This is a genomic window from Methylobacterium sp. CM6247, assembly GCF_054817925.1.
Map to the genome: position 1 here is coordinate 1,879,276 of NZ_JBTXKX010000003.1, position 19,578 is coordinate 1,898,853.

The following is a 19,578-nucleotide window of genomic DNA, read 5'->3' on the forward strand; positions in this document are numbered from 1 at the left end:
GCGCATGATTGGGAACTTCGATGCCGCCGATCCTTCACAGTGGATATTTTTCTAGTATCGTAGATTGATCCCGACAGCCCCGTTCACACCGAGGAACACGAATGAACCGAACCATCATCGAGACGGACAAGGCCGCACCGGCCGCCGGACCCTATGCGCAGGCAACCCGTGTCGGCGATCTCGTCTTCGCCTCGGGGCAACTCCCGATCGACCCGGAGACCGGCGCATTTCCCGACGGGATTGCGGCGCAGACCAAGGCCTCGCTCGCCAATCTCGCGGCGGTCCTTGAGGCGGGTGGCGCGAGCCTGGCGACGGTCGCCAAGACGACCGTGTTCCTCAAGGACATGAACGACTTCGCCGCCATGAATGCCGTCTATGCGGAGCATTTCCCCGGTGATGCCCCGGCGCGATCGACGATCGAGGTCGCCCGGCTGCCCCGCGACGCCATGGTCGAGATCGAAGCCATCGCTCTCGCGACACAGTCGGAGGCCACGCGATGACGGACGTAACAGCACCCCGCATGGTCGAGGCGTTCGCACATCCGGCCGGTTCGATAGCGGTCGGCGTTCCGGGAGGCGCAGTGGGCTGGCGGGGCAGCCTGCTCAACATCCATACGGCCTCGGCGGCGAGCTACGAGATGGAAGAACGCACCGAGGCCCGGTGTGTCGCCGGACGCGGCATCGAGGGGGACCGCTACTTTCTCGGTTCCGGCACTTATTCGCCCAAGCCCGACACCCGCGAGGTGACCCTGATCGAGCAGGAGGCGCTGGATGCGATCAACCGCAACGACCCGCCGCTCCAAAGCGGTCCTCTGCACATCGCGCCGATCGACCACCGCCGCAATCTCACGGTTCGGGGCGTCCCACTGAACCACCTCGTGGGGCGTCGATTTCGCGTCGGCGAGGTGATCCTGCGCGGCGGACGGCTCAACTTTCCTTGCAAGTACCTAGAGGAACTCCTGGGCCAACCGGTCTACCTGCCTCTCTACAACCGCTCGGGCCTGAATTGCGGGATCGAGCGCGGCGGAATCATCCGGGTCGGTGATACGATCGAGATGGTGGACTAGGTCGTGAGCGCACGCCTCGTCATGAAGATGCAGGTCGCGGCGGCTATGGCGACAACGCCCGACGTCCTTCATCTCGCCCTGGTTCATCCGCGGCGGCCGGAGCTTCCATCCTGGACAGCCGGCGCCCATCTCGATCTTCGGCTGCCGGATGGACGCGTGCGCCAGTACTCGCTTTGCGGCGACCCTGCAGATCGTACGCGATACGAGATCGCGATCAAGCGCGAGGAGGCGGGACGCGGGGGTTCGACTTGGGTGCACGGCAACCTCACCGTCGGCGCGGTCGTCGATGTCTCAGCGCCCCGCAACAACTTCCCCCTCGCACCCGCCGCACGTCGGCACATCCTTGTGGCGGGCGGCATCGGCGTGACGCCGCTCCTCGCTATGGCACGCACGCTTGCGGCGGAAGGAGCGGACTTCGTGCTCCATTTCTGTGCGTCGTCGGCCACCCATGCGCCTCTCCTCGCGGACGTCCGCGCGATCTGCGGTGACCGACTTCAGGGTTGGTTCGCCGATGAAGGTCGACGCTTCGATCCGATGCGTCTCGGCGACGTCAAGGTGGACACGCATGTCTATGCCTGTGGCCCGCAGCGTCTCACAGACTCCGTCCAAGCTGCCCTCGACTCGCAGGGCTGGCCACCGGAGCAGGTCCATGTCGAGCATTTCGCCCCACTGTCGGACGAAACCTTCAAACCCGAGCCGTTCGAAGTTCGCATCGCATCCACAGGCGCCCAGCTCCACGTAGCTGCGAACCGTTCGCTCCTCGACGTCCTGCGGGAGCACGGCTTCTCCCAACCCTCCTCATGCGAACTCGGAGTCTGCGGCGCCTGCGAGTGCGGCTATCACGATGGCACAGTGATCCATCGCGATGCCGTGCTCTCGGTCGGGAAACGCCGGGACCGGATGACGCCATGCGTCTCGCGCGCTCAGGGCAGCGTGACCCTCGAACTCTGAAAGAGGGTGGGGGGTGACTACCGAACGCGATCAACCGCCTGGACCCAGCATGACCGAAATCGAGACCGACACCTTCCTCCACGACCTGTACGCCTTGCGCGAGATCGGGCGGTTCCGCACCGGCGTCCACCGGCCGACCTTTTCGCCTGAAGATATGCAGGCGCGTCGCTGGCTGATGGGCCGGATCGAGGCTTGCGGTCTCGAGGCGTCGATCGACGGCATCGGCAACGTGCTTGGGCGGCATCGTGGCCCGGGGCCCCACCTCCTGATCGGCAGCCACATTGAGACCCAGAACGAGGCCGGCTGGCTCGACGGGGCGCTCGGCGTCGTCGCCGGACTGGCGCTGGCCCGGGCCGGGCTTCCCGTCGACGTCGTCGCCTTCGCAGATGAGGAGGGACACTTTTCCGGCGGCTTCCTGGGTAGCCGCTCGGCGATCGGTGACCTGACCGAGGCCGAGATCGACGCCGCCCGCAACCGCACCGACGGCACCCCCCTGCGCGTGGCGCTCGAATCGGCCGGACTGGCCGAAAAACCTCGGATGCAGTTGGATCCCGCGCGCTACCAGGGCTTTCTGGAACTGCATATCGAGCAGGGCACGCAACTCGAGTCCGCAGGTCTGCATCTCGGTGTCGTCAGCGGCATCGTGGCGATCTGGCAGTCTCAGATCGTCTTCGAAGGCAAGCAGGACCATGCCGGAGGCACCACCATGGCCGAGCGCAGGGATGCGGGACTCTCCGCGGTACGCCTGCTCGCGGCCATCGATCGGGAATTTCCGAAGGTCTGCGGCCCGCGTAGCACCTGGACGACAGGGCGGATCACGCTCGATCCCGGCGGCTACAGCATCATTCCGGGCCGCGCAGAGGTGGCCTTCCAGTTCCGCGACGTGTCGGTCCCGGTGCTGGAGCGAATGGAAGCTTGTCTCGAAGCACTGGTGCAAGAGTCGAACCGGCGTGAGCGCTGCACTGCCACGCTCATACCCTTGTCGAAGGCGATCCCCGCCCGGTGTGATCCGAACCTGATGCGGGCCCTCTCGGAGGCTGCCGAGCAGGTCTGCCCCGGCCGTTGGCAGGTGATGCCCTCAGGCGCCGGCCACGACGCCCAGAACATCGCCCGTATCCTGCCGGCCGCCATGCTGTTCGTCCCGTCGGTCGGCGGCATCAGCCATCACTGGACAGAGGATACCAGCGATGCAGATCTCGCCTTTGGCGTGCGCGCGCTCGGAGTGGCGGCGCGGGTGTTGTCCAGATAGTTCGGGCACATGTTTCCGGAGCCCCTATCAACGCTTCAGCCGCGAATCCGTCGCGATTTGCAATGAACACGACCTAGGATGTCGGCGATGGGACCGACCCACACCAACGGAATGCCGCGGTAAGATTCCGCATTCGAGCGTCGGCCGAATCCCTCGGCACGTCATGTTTGGGTCGAGATCCGCCCGTCCACTCCACGACCGAACAGGGTGGTTTTCCGCCTGTCCGGTCTCGGAGAGCAAAACACAAGAAACAGACGGTGGCTCGGGCCACAAGGGGGGCGCAACGCTCCAATCGCAGCCACTCGACGGGGGCAGGTGAGTGCTCTCAGCGATGACGCATGCCCTTGCCAACGAGCCAGACCCGAGGAGAGTCGCGGCCAACGCGACAGACCCGGGGCTGGAGGCGATCGAACTGTTCCTCAGCGGCGAACCAAGGAGCAGATTGTACAAGGGACGAGAATGATCCCGCTCGGTCGCCCGAGCGAACCCGGCGACATCGCCGCCGCTATCGCGTTTTTGGTCGGACCGGACGGCGGTTGGGTGAACGGCCCGATTCTACGGGCCAACGGCGGTTTGGTCTGAGCGCGACGGCGCCTGCCTGCAGCCCTGATTGTCCGAGCGTTCAGTCCCTACCGCTCCTGGCGAAGGGGCCGAGCGAGACGCGCGCCACCTCTCGCAGGGCCTCGCGATTAGCCTCGGACGACGCGATGACGCCCATGGCGGAGGCCACCGTCGACAGCAAATCGCGCCAGCGCCAGAGTATCCGCGACCTCTGGCAGATCGCCGTCGGCCTTTGCCTGGACGAAGCGCACGAGGAGTTCCCTCGCTACGCCGAACAGAGGCATCGTTGATCGACAAGGGAACTGGCAACCTGCGCGCGGTGCAGATTCTGCTCGGGCATTCGAAGATCGAAAGTACGGTACGCTACCTTGATATGGACGTCGAAGACGCGTTCGCTCTAGTAGAAGGAACCGAAATCAGAGAGCGAGCCACCTCGACGGCAATGCGGAGAGGGCCTCCGAAGCCGCGTGGCCGGATAAAGCCCATGACTGTCGCTCGACCATGCTGGCATTGGCCGTGAAGTAGAGGAGGCGACGCGGACACGCGCCTTCTCGCGCATACTGACCCACCGGGTTCCCGGAAGGCGCTTGTCCGCCGGCGCGATCGCTCATAGCTCTCGACTATGACCAAGATCCCTTTCGACAACAGCTACGTCCGCTTACCGGACCGCTTCTTCGTCCGCCACGCCCCGACACCTGTCGCAGCCCCGCGCCTGATCCGTTTGAACCGCGCGCTGGCGGCGAACCTCGGCATGGACCCGGATTGGCTCGCCGGACCCGCTGGGGTGGGGATGCTCGCGGGGAACAGCGTCCCTGAAGGCGCCGAGCCGATCGCGACGGCTTACGCCGGGCACCAGTTCGGCAACTTCGTGCCGCAGCTCGGTGACGGGCGCGCCGTTCTGCTCGGCGAGGTCGTCGACCGTGACGGGCAGCGCCGTGACATCCAGCTCAAGGGCGCGGGCCCGACCCCGTTCTCCCGCCGTGGCGACGGCCGGGCGGCGCTTGGGCCGGTGCTGCGCGAGTATCTTGTGAGCGAGGCCATGGCCGCGCTCGGCATCCCCACCACACGGGCGCTGGCGGCGGTTGCCACCGGCGAGTTGGTCATGCGTGAGACCCGGCTGCCCGGGGCGGTGCTCGCTCGCGTGGCGGCTAGCCACATCAGAGTTGGCACCTTCCAATACTTCGCCGCCCGGGGCGACACGGAGGCGGTGCGGGCGCTCGCCGATCATGCTCTCGTCCGGCACTATCCCGAGGCATCCTCCGCGGAACATCCCTACCGAGCGCTGCTCGACGGCGTCGTGGCCCGCCAAGCCGAGCTCGTGGCGGGCTGGCTGCTGGTCGGCTTCGTCCACGGGGTGATGAACACCGACAACATGTCGGTGGCCGGCGAGACGATCGACTACGGTCCCTGCGCCTTCCTCGACGCCTACGATCCGCGCACGAGCTTCAGCTCGATCGACGCGCACGGGCGCTACGCCTACGGCCAGCAGCCCGGGATCGCCCTTTGGAACCTCACCCGTCTGGCCGAGGCCCACTTGCCGCTGCTGGCCGAGGACGCGGCGGCGGCGGTCGAAGCGGCCGAGGCGGTGCTTGCCGGGTTCGGCCCGCGCTTCGAGAAAGCGTATCACGATGGCCTGGCGCACAAGCTCGGGCTGTCCGCGGATCGGGACGGAGCCGTCGCGCTCGCGGACGACTTGCTGGCGCGGATGGCGGAGAACCGGGCGGATTTTACTCTGACCTTCCGCCGCCTGTGCGACGCGGCCGAGCGGCCGGAGGCGGACGCCGGGGTGCGCGACCTGTTCGTCGACCCGACCGAGTACGACGCCTGGGCCGTACGCTGGCGGAAGCTGTTGGATGAAGAGGGACGGACCCCCGCGGCGACGGCGTCAGCGATGCGCACCATCAACCCGGCCTTCATCCCGCGCAACCACCACGTCGAAGCGATGATCGCGGTGGCGGTCGAGCAAGGCGACTTCGGCCCGTTCGAGGAGCTATTGGCGGTGCTGTCGCGGCCCTACGACGACCAGCCCGCCCACGCCCGCTATGCCGAGGCGCCCGAGGGCGGCGGGGCGGCCTACCGGACATTCTGCGGCACGTGAACGCGCGCGTCGGCGTCCGCGTCACTGGAGATCGTCATTCGGCCTCATGGTTCGGAAACCGGTTTCCGTGGCATCCTTGGCGGCATCCGGTGCCCCAGCGCGTCCATGGCGATGGGCGGCGCCTCAAACGTATACGTGGAGAACGGTCAAGTCCGTTGTGTCCCTCGCCGTGTCGACGACGAGCCACTCCTCTTGCTCTCCGGCACGAACTAGGCGCCGTAGCAAACTTCCTCTTTGTACCCTGGGGAATCTTCATCTGAGCTGTGATGGCGCAGCTGAATTCTCAGGGAGGACATGTTCGATCACTCCTGGGCAAGACGAAGCTTGGGAGCCGCTGCGAACAGTGCCTGCGTATAGGCTTGGCGCGGGTTGGCGAAAAGTGCGGCGGTCGCCCCTTCCTCGACGATCCGTCCGCCGAGCATGACCACGAGGCGGTCGCAGAGGCGTGCAGCCACGCGCAGGTCGTGCGTGATGAAAAGGATCGAGAGGTTGAGACGCTCGCGGATATCCTCCAGCAATTCCAGTACTTGGCGCTGCACCGAGACGTCCAAGGCCGATACGGCCTCATCCGCGATGAGCACATCGGGTTCCATGGCCAACGCCCGCGCAATGGCGATGCGCTGGCGCTGGCCGCCGGAGAATTCGTGCGGATAGCGGTCGAGCGCGCCGGTATCGAGATGTACGAGATCGAGGAGGCGCGTCGCGCGCGCCCAAGCTGCCTCTTTCGACAGACCGTAGTTCATCGGCCCCTCAATGATCGACTGCCCCACCGTCCGGCGTGGATTGAGCGAGCGGTAGGGATCTTGGAACACCATCTGGACGCGACGCCGATAGGGGCGAAGTTCCCGCGTCGGCAACAGGGCGATGTCGTCGCCACCGATACGGATATGACCGGCGGACGGATCGACGAAGCGGGCGACGCATCGCGCCAAAGTTGATTTGCCCGAGCCCGACTCTCCCACGATGCCGAGGGTTTCCCCCGGTTGCAGCGCGAGGCTGACACCGTCCAGGGCCGTCACCGCGCGACCGCCACCGAAAAGACCGCGTCCGCCATAGGTCTTGGTGAGGTCACGCACGGCGAGGATCGGCGCCGAAGGCTGCCTGCGTGGCCGGGGAGGCGGCGGCTCGGCCCGAGGAACCGCCGCGATGAGCATGCGGGTATAGGGGTCGCGAGGCTTGGTCAGCACATCCTCGACGCTGCCCTCCTCCACGAGACGCCCCTTCTGCATCACCACCACCCGGTCGGCGATCTGGGAGACCACACCGAAATCGTGGGTGATGAACAGGATGCCGGCGTTGCGGCGGGCCTGGAGTTCCTTCAGCAGCTTAAGGATTTGCGCCTGGGTGGTCACGTCGAGCGCAGTGGTCGGCTCGTCGGCGATGATCAGGGCCGGGTCGTTGGCGAGCGCCATGGCGATCATCACCCGCTGGCGCTGGCCACCGGACAGCTGGTGCGGGTAGGCCTTCGCGAGGCTCGGCGGATCGGGCAGGTGGACATCACCGAGAAGGTCGAGGACGCGGCGACGCCGCGCTTCGCGGCCGCCCCGGCCGGAATGCGCTTCCAGCATCTCGGCGATCTGGTCGCCGACGTTCAGCACAGGGTTCAGTGCTGTCATCGGCTCCTGGAACACCATGGCCATGCGGCTGCCGCGCAGGGCGCGCAGGCGCGCGGAGCCGACCTTCAGCACATCCTCGCCCTGCAACAGGATCTGCCCGGCGGACGGCGACAGGTTCGGCGGCAGGAGCCCCATCACCGCGCTCGCGGTGACGGATTTGCCCGAGCCGGATTCGCCGACGACGCAGACGATCTCGTTCGTACCGACGCTGAGCGACAGGCCCTCGATGGCGTTGGTCCGGTCGGCGCCCCGCGGCAGCGGAACGGTGAGGCCGGTAATGCATAGGACAGGTTCCAGGCTCGCCGAGGCTCCCGTCATCGCAAGGCTCCGAAGCGGCGCGCGGTGCGCGGGTCGAGGGCGTCGCGTAGGCCGTCGCCGATGATGTTGACGGCGAGCACCGTGGCGGCAACGCAGAGGCCGGGGAACAGGATCACCCAGGGCGCGATCTGGAAGGATTGGCGCCCCTCAGCCATGATGTTGCCCCAGCTCGGGATCTCGGTGGGAATGCCGGCGCCGAGGAAACTGAGGATCGCCTCGGTCAGAATCGCCGAAGCGCAGACATAGGTGCCCTGGACGATCAGCGGCGCGATGGTGTTGGGCAGGACGTGGCGGATCAGTAGCATCGGCAGACGGGTGCCGGCACCGATGGCGGCCTCGACATAGGGCTCCGAGCGCACCGACAGGACGACGCTGCGCACGAGGCGCGCCACCCTCGGGATCTCGGGAATGGCGATGGCGACGATCACCGTGCTGATGCCGGCTCCCGACAGAGTCACCATGGCAATGGCCAGAAGGATCGACGGGATCGCCATGATGCCGTCCATGATCCGCATCACCACCGCGTCGAGGCGGCGCAGGTAGCCCGCCACGAGCCCGATGAACAGGCCGATGAGTACGGCGGCGGCGGCCACCGAGAAGCCGATGGTGAGCGACACCTGGGCGCCGTAAACGACACGGGTCCAGACGTCGCGCCCGAATGCGTCGGTGCCGAGCCAGGCCACGCTCGAAGGTGGTTTTAGGCGCAGGCGGGGCCGCAGCAGGATCGGGTCGCCGGTCCAGAGGATGGGTGCTGCTAGCGCCGCGAGCCCGACGACCAGCAGGACGGCGAGCCCGAAAAGCACGCCCGGATGGCGCAGGGCCGGTGGCAGCGATGCGAACCGCGCGGCAAGGGGGGAGGGGATGGGGGAGGGCATTGTCCGATCCTCGCCGCTCAATAGCGTATCCTCGGATCGAACAGCAGGTAGGACAGGTCGATGGCGAGATTGACCACCACGTAGAGGGCGGAGAACAGCAGGATCACGCCCTGGATGACCGGATAGTCGCGGGCAAGCACCGAATCGACGGTGAGGCGGCCGAGGCCGGGCAGGTTGAAGACGCTTTCGGTGACGACGACGCCGCTGATGAGGAGCGCGATGCCCAACCCGATCACCGAGATCACCGGCACCGCCGCGTTGCGCAGGGCATGGCGCCACAGCACCTGCGTCTCCCCAATGCCCTTGGCGCGGGCGGTGCGGATGTAGTCCTCGCCCAGAACCTCCAGCACGCTGGAGCGCGTGGTCCTGGCGATGAGGGCAATGTAGATCACCGAGAGCGTGAGCGTCGGCAGGATCAGCCGCGACAGGAACGGCCAGACGCCTTCGGTGATGCTGACATAGCCCTGCACCGGCAGGAGCCGCAGCTGCATGGCGAAGCCGAAGATGAGGAGATAGCCGAGGACGAAGACCGGCACCGAGAAGCCGAGCACCGAGACCGCCATCACCGCCCGGTCGACCCAGGTGCCGTGCCACCACGCCGCCAGCACCCCGAGGGGGACTGCCACGAGGACGGCGAAGACGATGGTGGTGGTGGCCAGCGCCAGCGTCGGCTCGATCCGCTCCAGAATGAGCTTTGCGACGGGCTGGTTTGATATGATCGACGCGCCGAGATCGCCGTGAAGCAGACGGCCGATCCAGGACAGGAACTGGGTCAGGATCGGCTGGTCCAGGCCGAGCCGCGCCCGGATCGCAGCGATCTGGTCGGGGCTCGCGGCATCCCCCGCGAGGATGGCGGCGGGATCACCCGGCGCCAGCCGCAGCAGTAGGAAAACGATGACCGCCACCACGCCCATGACGGGAAGCGTGGCGGCGAGGCGTCCGGCGAGAAAGCGACCCATTCAGATCTCCGGGTTCTCGGATCGAGGTGCGGTTCCCCCACCCGCGGGGGAGGGGAGGCCGTGCGAACGTCACTTCTTCTCGATGTTCCAGAACACCGGCGCGGGGGCTTCGAGGATGCCCTTGAGCTTGGGGCCGGCTGCCAGCGGGCTGATGAACTGGCCGGTCGGGTAGTACATCCCGACCGCGTAGGCCCGCTCCTGCACCATCTTGGCAATGGCGACCTGCTTGGCCGGATCGATCTCCAAAGCGTAGGCGTCGCGCATCTTCTCGATCTCGGCATCCTCCGCCCAGCCGAAGAAGCCGCCGTTGCGGCCGCGCGCGTTGACGCCGACATTGCTCACCGGGTTCAGCATGTCGGCGTTGACCCAGGTCGTGTGAAAAATGTTCCAGCCGCCCTGGTCCACCGGATCCTGCTTGGCACGGCGTCCCACAAGGGTCTGCCAATCCATCGATTGCAGATCGACGTTCATGCCGATCTTGCGCAGCGCCTGGGCGGTCACCGGCCCCAGCGGCGCGGCGATGGCGAGGTCCGTCGGCTGCATCACGACAATGGGCTTCCCGTCATAGCCGCCCTCCTTCAGCAGTTGCTTGGCGCGGGCGAGATCAGTCTTGGGCGCACCGGCATCGGTGGCGTTGGGCGTGTTGCAGACGAACATTGCGAGACACGGCACCATGTAGTCCGGGTCGCCGATCTGGGCGTCGAGGTAATCCTGCTGGTTGACGGCTAGCAGCACGGCCTGGCGGATCTTCTCGTTGTCGAAGGGCGGGTTGACCCAGTTCATCCGGAGCATTCCAGAGACACCGAGCGTATTGTAGTTGATGATCTGCACACCCGCCCCTGCCTTCAGGATAGGCAGGAAGTCATGTGGCGGCTGCTCGATGTAATCGATCTCGCCGTTGATGAGGGCGTTCACGGCAGTCTGATAATCGGGGATGTTGAGCCACTCGACCCGGTCGACCTTCACCACCTTCGCGCCGGAGGTCCAGCTCGGCGCCTCGCTGCGCGGCACGTAATCCGGGTTCTTTTCGTAGACCACCTTCAAACCGGGCTGGAACTCGGCCTTGACGAAGCGAAACGGGCCGGAGCCGATCTCCTCCGGCACGTTCTTGTCCGCCGGTGTTTCGGCGATGCGCTTGGGCATGATGAACGGCACGTTCGAGGACGGCTTGCCCAGGGAGGTGAGAACGAGGCCGTAGGGCTGTTTCAGCTTGAGGGTGAAGGTCTTGTCGTCGACCACGTCGAGGGAGGCGGTGTAGGCCATGAGTTTCTGGCCCATGCTGTCGCGCTTGCCCCAGCGTTGCAGCGAGGCGATGCAATCGGCCGACGTCACTGGAGTGCCGTCGTGGAACTTCAGCCCGTCGCGCAAGGTGAAGGTGTAGGTCAGCGTGTCGTCGCTGACGCTGTAATCCTTCACCATCTGCGGCTGGACCTTGAAGGTCGCATCGGTGGCGAACAACGTGTCGTAGATCATGTAGCCGTGATTACGGGCGATGTAGGCGGTGGTGATGATCGGGTCGGTGATCCGCAGGCCCGAATGCATCACGGCGCGGATGGTGACGGGCTTGGCCTGCGCCATCACCTCGGTCGTGACCGCTCCGGCCGCCATCGCAGCGAGGGCCAGCGCCACCCGGAAACCCGTCCTGAACGCCTTGTCCATGGAATTCCTCCCCAACGCCGCGATGCGGCTCTTGTGACGAAGTGCATGCAGGATGCAGGCCGTTACCGTCCGTCGAGCCTCGCCATCAGGCCGGCCAGCAGCCTGGCGCGATGCGGCAGTGAGGCGGTCAACACGTGTTCGTCGAGGGTATGGTAGCCGGCGCCGCAGGGGCCGAGACCGTCGAGGGTCGGGATGCCGAGATTGCCGGTGAAATTGCCGTCGGAGCCTCCGCCGAAGCTCTCGTGCGGGAGGGCCGAGCCGAGCTCGCCGGCGATCGTCCGGGCGGTCTGGTAGAGCGCCATGGTGCCGGCATCGGGCTCCCAGACCGGGCGGGTGACACCGCGCGTTACCGTGAGGGCGACGCCGTCCGCCTCTCCGGATAGGGCGAGCATCCGTTGGACGCCGCGGTCGAGATCGCCCTGGCGCTTGGCCATGCTCAGCACCTCGGCCCGGCATGTGGTGGCGACGCAGTTCACCCATTGCCCGCCCTGGACGATGCCGACGCTGAAGGTGCAATCGGCATCCGACATCGCCTCGATGGCGATGATCTGCTGCGCCATGGCCCTGATGGCCGAGCGTCCGTCACCGAGTCGCGCTCCCGCATGGCTCGGACGGCCGGTGGCGGTGAGATCGAAGCGGGCGATGGCGTAGCGGCCCGTGAGCACTCCGTCCCCCGGCTGGCCGGGCTCCGGCACCAGGACGTAGCGATGGCGCTGGGCCTCCGCCTCGATCAGGTCGCGGGTCGAAGGGCTGCCGACCTCTTCGTCGCTCGTGAGCAGGAAAGTAACCGGGAGCGGTGTCTCGACGGCGGCTTTGCGCAACGCCTTCACGGCCTCGAGGGCGATGACGTTGCCCCCCTTCATGTCGAGGATGCCGGGGCCATAGCAGCGATCGCCTTCCACCCGCCAGGGGAGGGTGGCCAGGGTGCCGAGGGGATGGACCGTGTCCAGATGGCCGAGGACGAGGATGCCCGGCTCGTCCCGGCGCGGATGCGGGAACCGGGCGCGGACGCAATCGCCGAAATCCATGCGTCCGGGGATCGACTCCACCGACGCCCCGGCCATGGCGAGGTCGCGCGCGGCAAGGCTCATCATCCGGTTCACCGCCGCCCTGTCATGGGTCGGGCTCTCGCACTCGATCCAGGGGCGAAGGCCGGCGAGCAGGTCGCCGAGTTCGAACGGAAGGTCGTTCAGAGCGAGATCCTCAAGAGCCATCGATCAATCCTGTGCGAACGGGTCGGCGATGCGGGGCCAATAGGCCGGGTCGCGCTTGGTGTAGGGGATCGCTCCGTAATCCGGTGGAACCGCGCCGGGGGCGGCGACGTAGCGAATCTCGCTGGCGATGGGCGCGAAGGCCGCGTGGAAGTGCTGCATCGATTTCACCACGACGATGCGCTTGTCGTCGAGGGTGAGGCCGAGGCCGGTATAGGCATCCGGGGCGAAGGGCTGCTGGCGCTGCGAGGCTAGAACGATGTTGATGCCGTCCGCCTCGATCCAGGCGCAGGGACCGAGCTGCGCGCGCCCGCCGCTGAGGCCACCCTGGCTATGAGACTCGGAGAGCCCGCGCACGGTGATGCGCAGATCGAGGGGATCGCCGGAGGTGACACCGCACTTGCCGGCGATGCGCAGATCGAACGTGGCGCCGATCCCAGCCTCGTGGCAGATGCCCACCGCGCCCGGATCCCAGTACAGGCCGGTGACGGCGTCCCGGATGCCCCGCTCGACCATCCGGGCGAGGAGGGCGGTATTGTCGGAGGGAGCGCCCGCCCCGGCATTGTCCGCGATGTCCGCGAGCACCATCGGGCGCGGATCGGTGGAGGCCAGCGCCGCGTCGAGCGCGGCATCGACCGTATCGACCCGTGTCGCGGCCTCCCCGCGCATCGCCCAGATCTCGGCGGCGAGAATTCGGGCGAGGGACGCGGCCTTGGCCGTATCGCCGTCGGCCACCACGAGCATCCGGGCGCCGACCTCGGCGACGTCCCCCCATGGAAAACCGTGTCCGAACGAGACGGACAGGATGCCATCCCTGCCCTCCAGCGCCTCCATCCGCCGCACGAACCCAGCGACCGGCTCCGCCGTGGTGCGCCACATATTGACCATGCGGCAATCCTGGATCGCCATGACCGGGCGGATCGTCCCCTCGGCCGTGCCGATGACGAGCGGATAGAGGTCGCGCGCCCGCGCCACGATGTCCGTATGCGGGTATTCCTTATAGATCACGACGACGTCGGCCGCCCGGCGGATTGTCTCGGTCAGATGGCAATGCAGGTCGAGTTCGACCCCGACCGCCACTTTCGGCCCAACCAGCGCACGGACCCGCTCCAGCGTGTCCCCCTCGCAATCGTCATAGCCTTGCGCGACCATGGCGCCGTGCATGAACAGCAGCACAGCATCCACCGGCAGCGCCGCTTCGAGGTCGGACAGCAGCGTCTCGCGCAAGTCTTCGTAGACCGCGCGCAGCGTGATGCCGCCGGGCTGGGCGAAGGTGGACAGGCTTTCGACCACCCTGTGCCCGTCGCTCTCGGCCATCTCGCGCCAGGCCTTGAGGCCGATATTGCTCAGGCTCGGCGGGCCGAGGCTCCCGTCGCGGCGGGCGTAATCGGCGAGGAAGGCGGCCCTGCCCGTGGGAATGGGAGCGAAGGTGTTCGTCTCGGTGGCGAGGCCGGCGATGAAGATCTTCACGTGCGCGGCAACTCCTAGCTGGGTCGAATGGGCTGGCTGGGTCGAAGCGAGATGATGGTCTCGGTCGCCGCGTCCACGGCCTCGCGCGAATAGAGCAGGGGCACGGTCTCGCCCGCCGCCCAGGGCACGGCATGGTCGGAGTAATGGCGGCTGTCGGATCGGCCCGACTGGCCCGGTGCGTTCACGAACAGGCTGGCGTCCCAATCACCCACATCGACGACCATGCGGAACGACGCGCCCGTGGTGAGGGCACCGTCATGGGGGCGGTAATCCGCATGCATCACGGAAGCCGCCGAGCCGCCGACAGGCAGCGGACCGACATTCTCGCCGGCCGCGCCGCCGATGCCGGAGAGGGGATGCCGGAAGAAACCATGATGGAACCGGCCCCATTCCCATCCGGCGGGATCGGTGCCGAACCGCGCCTCGCAATCGCACCAGGCCGAGGCGAGGGCGCGGGTGACGAGAGCCGTGCGCGCCGCTTCATCGAGGTTCGGGTGACCATGATCGAGGGCGTCGAGCAGGGTCTCCGTGTCGCCGGGCCGGAACAGGTCGGCATCGTCAGGCGCGGGCGCCAGGGCGGTGACGAGGGCCGGGCGCAGGTGCCAGATCCACAGCGTCTCGATGAGGCAGGCAGCGGCGCTCCTCGCATGCAGGTGTCCGTCGAAGCCGAGGAGCAGGTGGGCGGCAGCGCGGGACGCAGCATCGTCGGCCGGTGGCAGGGCGGACACGAGTCGGCCGAGGCGGAGGGCGGGTTCCGAGAAGACGTCGGCCTGCAGGCGGGTCGAGGCGTTGAGCGTATGCCTGGAAGCGTCCTCGAGGACGCAGCGGATGCGCCGGGCCCGCCAGGGTTCAAGCCACTCGAAGCCCAGCTTGCGCGTCTCAGCCGGATAATCTGCCGGCAGGTTCATCTCGTTCGCACTGAAAACAAAGCCGCATTCCGGGTCCACGTGGTGCGGCAGCACGAAAGGATCGTGGAAACCCGCCCATTCGTAACGCCCGTCACCGGGCACCGGGAGCAGCCCGTCCCAGTTCGAGCGCACGGGCGCCTTGCCGGCCATGAACCATGCGATCGTGCCACCGGTATCGGCATAGACCTGGTTGGTGGAGGGTGCCGACCAATCGCGCAACGCCTCGCGAAATTCCGTCACCGTGGTGGCGCCGAGATAGGCGAGGCTGCCGAGATAGGCGGCTGTCCCCGGCTCGGACCAGACCGTCCGCACGGCTAAGGCCTGGCGCCCGGACACATCCTCACAGATCACCGGCCCGTGACGGGTGAAAGCGAGGGTGACCTCCTCGTCGGGGCCGTCGCGCACCGGAATGCTCTCGACGACCCGCGCCATCGCCTCCCAGCCCGTTCCATAGCGGTAGAGGCTGGGATCATCCGGGTGGGTCTCGTAGACGAAGAGGTCTTCCTGATCGATCGGCGCGATGGTGAGGCTGAAGGCGGCGGTACCGTTATGGCCTATCGAGATGCCCGGCAGCGCCGGTTCTCCGGCTCCGATCACGTCGAGCCCCGGCGCGGTGAGGTGAACGACGTAGCGCAGGGAGGGGAGCTGGTAGGCGCGATGCGGGTCGCTCGCCAGGATCGGACGACCGGTGGCGGTCCGTGTCCCCGAGACCGCCCAGTTGTTCGAGCCTTCGCTGGCCTCCGCCGGCGCCACGACAGGGTGGCGATCCGAGCGGTTGACAGCGCCGAACGCATCGACCTCGCTCCATGCCCAGCCATCGGCGCGTTGGGCGGCGAGGCGGCCCGGATCGAAGCTCACCGGCGCAGTGGCGAGACGGAAGACCGTAAGGAGGTCTTCGGGTAGACGCTCGGGTGCCAATCCTTCCGGAATCACGGGGTCGTGGGTCGGGCTCAGTGCCTTGCGCAGGACATCCGTCGCAAGGCCGCAACGCGCCAGGACACGGGCGCGGGCGACTTCCGAGGCGACGTTGCGCACGAGGGCATGGCTGCGGATCCGCACCACGTCCTCCGCATCCCAAAAGGCGGGCCGCGTCCCCATGGAAGCGAATTCCGGCGGCAGTAGATCGTCCCTGTCACGCGTCAGGACGATGAACGCGTTGAGCCCACGGACGAAGGCCTCGACGATGCCCTTTGCGCGGGGATGGCCATAGGCCGCCCATTCGGCATCCATGTCTCCGCGATACAGGAACAGCCGCGCGGCCCGATCCTGGGCGAGGTAGCCCGGACCGAAATCTGCGGCGAGCAGGCCCAATCCACGCTTGCGCCACAGGTCGAGCTGCCAGAGTCGGTCACGACCCGCATTGAACCCCTGCACGAGGAACGCATCGTCCTGCGATTCCGCCCGGATATGGGCGACGCCCCATCTGTCGAGACGGATCTCGGCGGGCGCAGCCAATCCTTCGATGGAGAAGGCAGGGCCGTCCAAGCTCGGTGGCGTCACCATCAGCACGGATTCCATCGGCGCGGCTTCGGACAGTGTTGTCGGCCTGCGGCACGCATCATGTATGCAATTCCATCCCGTATTCGGCGTTCTGGCAAGCCGTGCGCCAACCTGGAGTGATGGGATGAGCGGGACTTCTACGATGCCAAGTCTGCCGCAGGGCGGGATCGTCGGCCTCGACGCGACACGGATGATGGCGGCGATCCGCGACCGGCACATCTCCTGCCGGGAGGTGATGGAGGCTCATCTCGATCGCATCGCGCTGGTGAACGGGCGAGTGAACGCTATCGTGTCCCTGCGCGACCGGGGGAGGCTTTTAACCGAGGCCGACGCGGCCGATGCCGACCTTCGGCGCGGGCTGTGGCGCGGGCCGATGCATGGATTGCCCCACGCGGTGAAGGACTTGGCGCCGACGCGCGGACTTCGCACCACTTTCGGCTCACCGATCTTCGCGGATCATGTTCCGAAGGAAGATGCTTTATTCGTCGAACGCCTGCGCGCGGCAGGGGCGATCCTCATCGGCAAGACGAACGTCTCCGAGTTCGGCCTTGGCTCGCATAGCTACAACCCCGTCTGGGGCACCACGCTCAACGCCTATGATCCCGCTCTAAGTGCTGGCGGAAGCTCGGGCGGCGCCGCTGTCGCAACGGCCCTCCACATGGTGCCCATGGCCGATGGCAGCGACTTCGCCGGCTCCCTCCGTAACCCTGCCGGCTGGAACGGTATCTTCGGGTTCCGGCCTTCTCAGGGCAGGGTCCCATCGCTGCCGGGCCCGGAGGGCTATATCCAGCAACTTGCCACTGATGGTCCCATGGCGCGGAACGTCACCGATCTCGCGCTCCTCTTATCGGTGATGAGTGGGCCCGATCCCCGTGCACCCCTCTCCCTGGCAGAGCCGGGCCTCACTGCCGAGTTGCTGCCGGGCAGAGTGGAGGGTGCCCGCATCGGCTGGCTCGGCGATTTCGTCGGTGCTCTTCCCCTGGAAGACGGCATCCTGCCGCTGTCCCAGACGGGCCTCTCCGCCCTCGAAGCCGCGGGATGCCGCATCGAGGAGACCGGTCTCGGGATCAGCCGGGACGAGATCTGGGCATCCTGGCTGGTCTGGCGCCACGTCCTGGTCGGCAGCCGCTACCGACCGCTCTATGACGATCTAATCAAACGCGAGCAGATGAAGCCGGAACTGATCTGGGAGATCGAAGGCAGCCTCGGTCTTTCCGCCGACGATCTCTATCGAGCGTCGGTGGCGCGGACGCGCCTCTACCAGCGCTTCCTTGCGCTCTTTGCCGATTTCGACGCGCTGGCCCTGCCGAGCGCTCAGGTCTTTCCGTTTGCTCAGGCCGAGCCCTGGCCCACGATCATCGCCGGCACGTCCATGGATACGTATCATCGTTGGATGGAAGTGGTGGTGCCAGCGACCTTGTCCGGATGCCCCACAATCTGCCTGCCGTTAGGTCCATGGGCACCGGACGGACGATCATCGGGGTTGCAGCTCATCGGAAGGCCGGGACAGGACAGGGCGCTGCTTTGCATAGCCCATGCATTCGAGGAAGTGAGTCAGCCATCACAGCGACTTCCTTTATGAAGAGATGGGCATACACGGCAGCGCTGTTTGCCGCCTTCAACGTCCTGGACGGTACCTTGCTCGGCCACTGCACGCAGCATCATCGCCACGGCACGCTCAACCGCCTCCTTAACAATATCCAGGGCTCCTTCTGGGGCCTGACCCGTCGGCGCCTGTAGCGATATACCTTCACTGGCTTCGTCGACTCGCAGTCGATCATCAACTGAGGCACCGTTCACTACAACAAAAAGCCAGTACTGGGTTATGAGGACACGAACTCATTTTACCGTGCGTTCCAGTCCTGGGAAGGAACCACTCAAGCGCGCGGGATAGAGTTTACCGCGTCATGTTTTGGAAACAGCTCAATGGCTCCAGATCAGGTGTAGTCCTGCCCAAGGAGCCGCTTGGCCTAGGTCCATTTTCGAGAACGCAAAAATGTCCGTTGAACGCCCGGGTTGGGTCGGGACCGGTCTTACAGCTCTACGACCGCGTCGGGTGGATTTTTGTCGGTCCGCTTCCGAGAGGCTGGGTCGCCGGAACGGACGTTTGCTCAGGGAACACGAGGGGGCCACTTCACGCACAGATCGGTCATTATGCCGAACGCAGTCGCCCTTCTCGCAAGGAGAGAAGCCGTCTCCGGCTCGACCTGATGGTCGTCTGATCTCATTGCGCGCCCGTGGCGACGAGCCAGTCGACGAATGCCGTAAGGGTCGACGTCTTGTCCGCGTCGTTCGGAACGAGGGCCACGTAGCCGGGGCGTGGGACGACGATTTCCGGGAACGGGGCGACGAGCCGTCGAGACGCCAGGTCGCCGGACAGGACGGGCAAAGGCCCCAGGCCGTAGCCAAGCCCGTCCGCCGTCGCCTGCAGTGCCACAAAGTAGTGGTCGAACGTCCGGCGGCTGCCCGTATCAGGGGGGAGACCTGCGGCGCTCAGCCAGTCGCTCCAGTCGCCCGGGCGCGTCTCGCTCGTCAGCAGCGTGGCGCCTTCGAGGTCGTTCGGGGTGCGCAGGGGGCGGGCCGCGAGGAGGGATGGGCTTGCAACCAGCGTGTTGGCCTCCCGCAGGAAGGGGACCGCGCGGTAGGCGCCCCAGGGATGATGCACCCCCGTTCCGATACGCGGCTCGCGCCGGACCGCGAGGTCGAAGCCGCCGCGCAAGGCATTGTGCAGGGTCGTGGTCGTCGTGACGACCACCTCGGCCTCCGGCCGCGCTGCATGGAAACTGTTTAAGCGAGGGATCAGCCAGCGCATCGCGAAGGTCGTGGGCGTGCTCACCCGCAGGGTCCGTGGCGCAAGCGGCCGGCCGCAGATCTCGGCCGCCGCGTCGAGCCTGTCGAACGTGAGGCTGACCGCCTCCGCGAATGCCCGGGCCGCGGGCGTCGGGACGACGCTCCGACCGACCCGTACGAACAGGCGCTGGCCGAACCACGCCTCCAGCACGGCGACCTGACGGCTGACGGCCCCGTGGGTCAGCCCGAGTTCGGCGGCCGCGGCGGCATGGCTGCCGGCCCGGGCGGCGACCTCGAAAATGCGTAGCGCGTGGAGGGGTGGAAGACGGCGCATCGGACCTCTGGGC

15 protein-coding genes and 2 pseudogenes are annotated in these 19,578 nt (G+C 66.9%); 8 read left to right on the top strand and 9 right to left on the bottom strand.

The window, feature by feature from the left end; all coding sequences use genetic code 11:
* Nucleotides 1–101 precede the first annotated feature (101 nt).
* The 4 genes from ACYQOP_RS09725 to ACYQOP_RS09740 are packed head-to-tail and all read left to right on the top strand — an operon-like array spanning nucleotide 102 to nucleotide 3,266.
* Nucleotides 102–500 carry a Rid family detoxifying hydrolase gene (locus ACYQOP_RS09725; protein ID WP_461222238.1) on the top strand — a complete coding sequence of 133 codons (399 nt, stop codon included), beginning with the start codon at nucleotides 102–104 and terminating at the stop codon, nucleotides 498–500.
* Entirely contained in the window at nucleotides 497–1,066 is a 570-nt protein-coding gene (locus ACYQOP_RS09730) for an MOSC domain-containing protein (RefSeq protein WP_461222239.1), read from the top strand. The genes ACYQOP_RS09725 and ACYQOP_RS09730 overlap by 4 nt, the downstream gene beginning before the upstream one ends.
* A 3-nt stretch (nucleotides 1,067–1,069) precedes the next feature.
* The gene (locus ACYQOP_RS09735; RefSeq protein ID WP_461222240.1) at nucleotides 1,070–2,017 is read left to right on the top strand and encodes a PDR/VanB family oxidoreductase; all 948 of its coding nucleotides are present in this window, start codon (nucleotides 1,070–1,072) and stop codon (nucleotides 2,015–2,017) included.
* Nucleotides 2,018–2,066: 49 nt separating this feature from the next.
* Nucleotides 2,067–3,266 (top strand): hydantoinase/carbamoylase family amidase, encoded by a 1,200-nt coding sequence (locus ACYQOP_RS09740; protein WP_461222241.1) that lies wholly within the window; start codon nucleotides 2,067–2,069, stop codon nucleotides 3,264–3,266.
* Between the two features lie 622 nt (nucleotides 3,267–3,888).
* On the opposite strand, the pseudogene ACYQOP_RS09745 reads toward ACYQOP_RS09740, so the two are convergent.
* Nucleotides 3,889–4,087, bottom strand: a pseudogene (locus ACYQOP_RS09745) (TetR/AcrR family transcriptional regulator); the annotation flags it as partial.
* On the opposite strand from ACYQOP_RS09745, the pseudogene ACYQOP_RS09750 reads away from it, so the two are divergent.
* Both ACYQOP_RS09750 and ACYQOP_RS09755 read left to right on the top strand, forming a co-directional pair.
* Nucleotides 4,081–4,245 (top strand): annotated as a pseudogene (locus ACYQOP_RS09750) (integrase); the annotation flags it as partial. The pseudogenes ACYQOP_RS09745 and ACYQOP_RS09750 overlap by 7 nt on opposite strands.
* Nucleotides 4,246–4,449: 204 nt before the next feature.
* Complete coding sequence (locus tag ACYQOP_RS09755; RefSeq protein WP_461222242.1) at nucleotides 4,450–5,925, top strand: protein adenylyltransferase SelO; 1,476 nt, start codon at nucleotides 4,450–4,452, stop codon at nucleotides 5,923–5,925.
* Nucleotides 5,926–6,227: 302 nt separating this feature from the next.
* Here ACYQOP_RS09755 and ACYQOP_RS09760 read toward each other — a convergent pair whose 3' ends face one another.
* The 7 genes from ACYQOP_RS09760 to ACYQOP_RS09790 all read right to left on the bottom strand — a co-directional run bounded on the left by ACYQOP_RS09760 (nucleotide 6,228) and on the right by ACYQOP_RS09790 (nucleotide 16,459).
* Entirely contained in the window at nucleotides 6,228–7,859 is a 1,632-nt protein-coding gene (locus ACYQOP_RS09760) for a dipeptide ABC transporter ATP-binding protein (protein ID WP_461222243.1), read from the bottom strand.
* Nucleotides 7,856–8,734 (bottom strand): ABC transporter permease, encoded by an 879-nt coding sequence (locus ACYQOP_RS09765; protein ID WP_461222244.1) that lies wholly within the window; start codon nucleotides 8,732–8,734, stop codon nucleotides 7,856–7,858. The genes ACYQOP_RS09760 and ACYQOP_RS09765 overlap by 4 nt, the downstream gene beginning before the upstream one ends.
* Before the next feature lie 17 nt (nucleotides 8,735–8,751).
* On the bottom strand, nucleotides 8,752–9,693 hold the full coding sequence (locus tag ACYQOP_RS09770; protein ID WP_027174151.1) for an ABC transporter permease: 942 nt from the start codon (nucleotides 9,691–9,693) through the stop codon (nucleotides 8,752–8,754).
* A 69-nt stretch (nucleotides 9,694–9,762) separates the two neighbouring features.
* Nucleotides 9,763–11,352 carry an ABC transporter substrate-binding protein gene (locus tag ACYQOP_RS09775; RefSeq protein ID WP_461222245.1) on the bottom strand — a complete coding sequence of 530 codons (1,590 nt, stop codon included), beginning with the start codon at nucleotides 11,350–11,352 and terminating at the stop codon, nucleotides 9,763–9,765.
* A gap of 62 nt (nucleotides 11,353–11,414) precedes the next feature.
* Nucleotides 11,415–12,566, bottom strand: a complete 1,152-nt coding sequence (locus ACYQOP_RS09780) for a M20/M25/M40 family metallo-hydrolase (RefSeq protein WP_461222246.1) — start codon at nucleotides 12,564–12,566, stop codon at nucleotides 11,415–11,417.
* A gap of 3 nt (nucleotides 12,567–12,569) precedes the next feature.
* Nucleotides 12,570–14,033, bottom strand: coding sequence for a M81 family metallopeptidase (locus ACYQOP_RS09785; RefSeq protein ID WP_461222247.1), 1,464 nt, complete (start codon nucleotides 14,031–14,033; stop codon nucleotides 12,570–12,572).
* 14 nt (nucleotides 14,034–14,047) lie between these two features.
* Nucleotides 14,048–16,459: a penicillin acylase family protein gene (locus ACYQOP_RS09790; RefSeq protein ID WP_461222248.1), complete on the bottom strand. Its 2,412-nt coding sequence runs from the start codon at nucleotides 16,457–16,459 to the stop codon at nucleotides 14,048–14,050.
* 106 nt (nucleotides 16,460–16,565) lie between these two features.
* Between ACYQOP_RS09790 and ACYQOP_RS09795 the strand changes: the two genes are divergently transcribed.
* The gene (locus tag ACYQOP_RS09795; protein WP_461222249.1) at nucleotides 16,566–18,023 is read left to right on the top strand and encodes an amidase; all 1,458 of its coding nucleotides are present in this window, start codon (nucleotides 16,566–16,568) and stop codon (nucleotides 18,021–18,023) included.
* Nucleotides 18,020–18,181 (top strand): hypothetical protein, encoded by a 162-nt coding sequence (locus ACYQOP_RS09800; RefSeq protein ID WP_461222250.1) that lies wholly within the window; start codon nucleotides 18,020–18,022, stop codon nucleotides 18,179–18,181. The genes ACYQOP_RS09795 and ACYQOP_RS09800 overlap by 4 nt, the downstream gene beginning before the upstream one ends.
* Before the next feature lie 484 nt (nucleotides 18,182–18,665).
* Here ACYQOP_RS09800 and ACYQOP_RS09805 read toward each other — a convergent pair whose 3' ends face one another.
* The gene (locus ACYQOP_RS09805; protein ID WP_461222251.1) at nucleotides 18,666–19,565 is read right to left on the bottom strand and encodes a LysR substrate-binding domain-containing protein; all 900 of its coding nucleotides are present in this window, start codon (nucleotides 19,563–19,565) and stop codon (nucleotides 18,666–18,668) included.
* Between the last annotated feature and the right edge of the window lie 13 nt (nucleotides 19,566–19,578).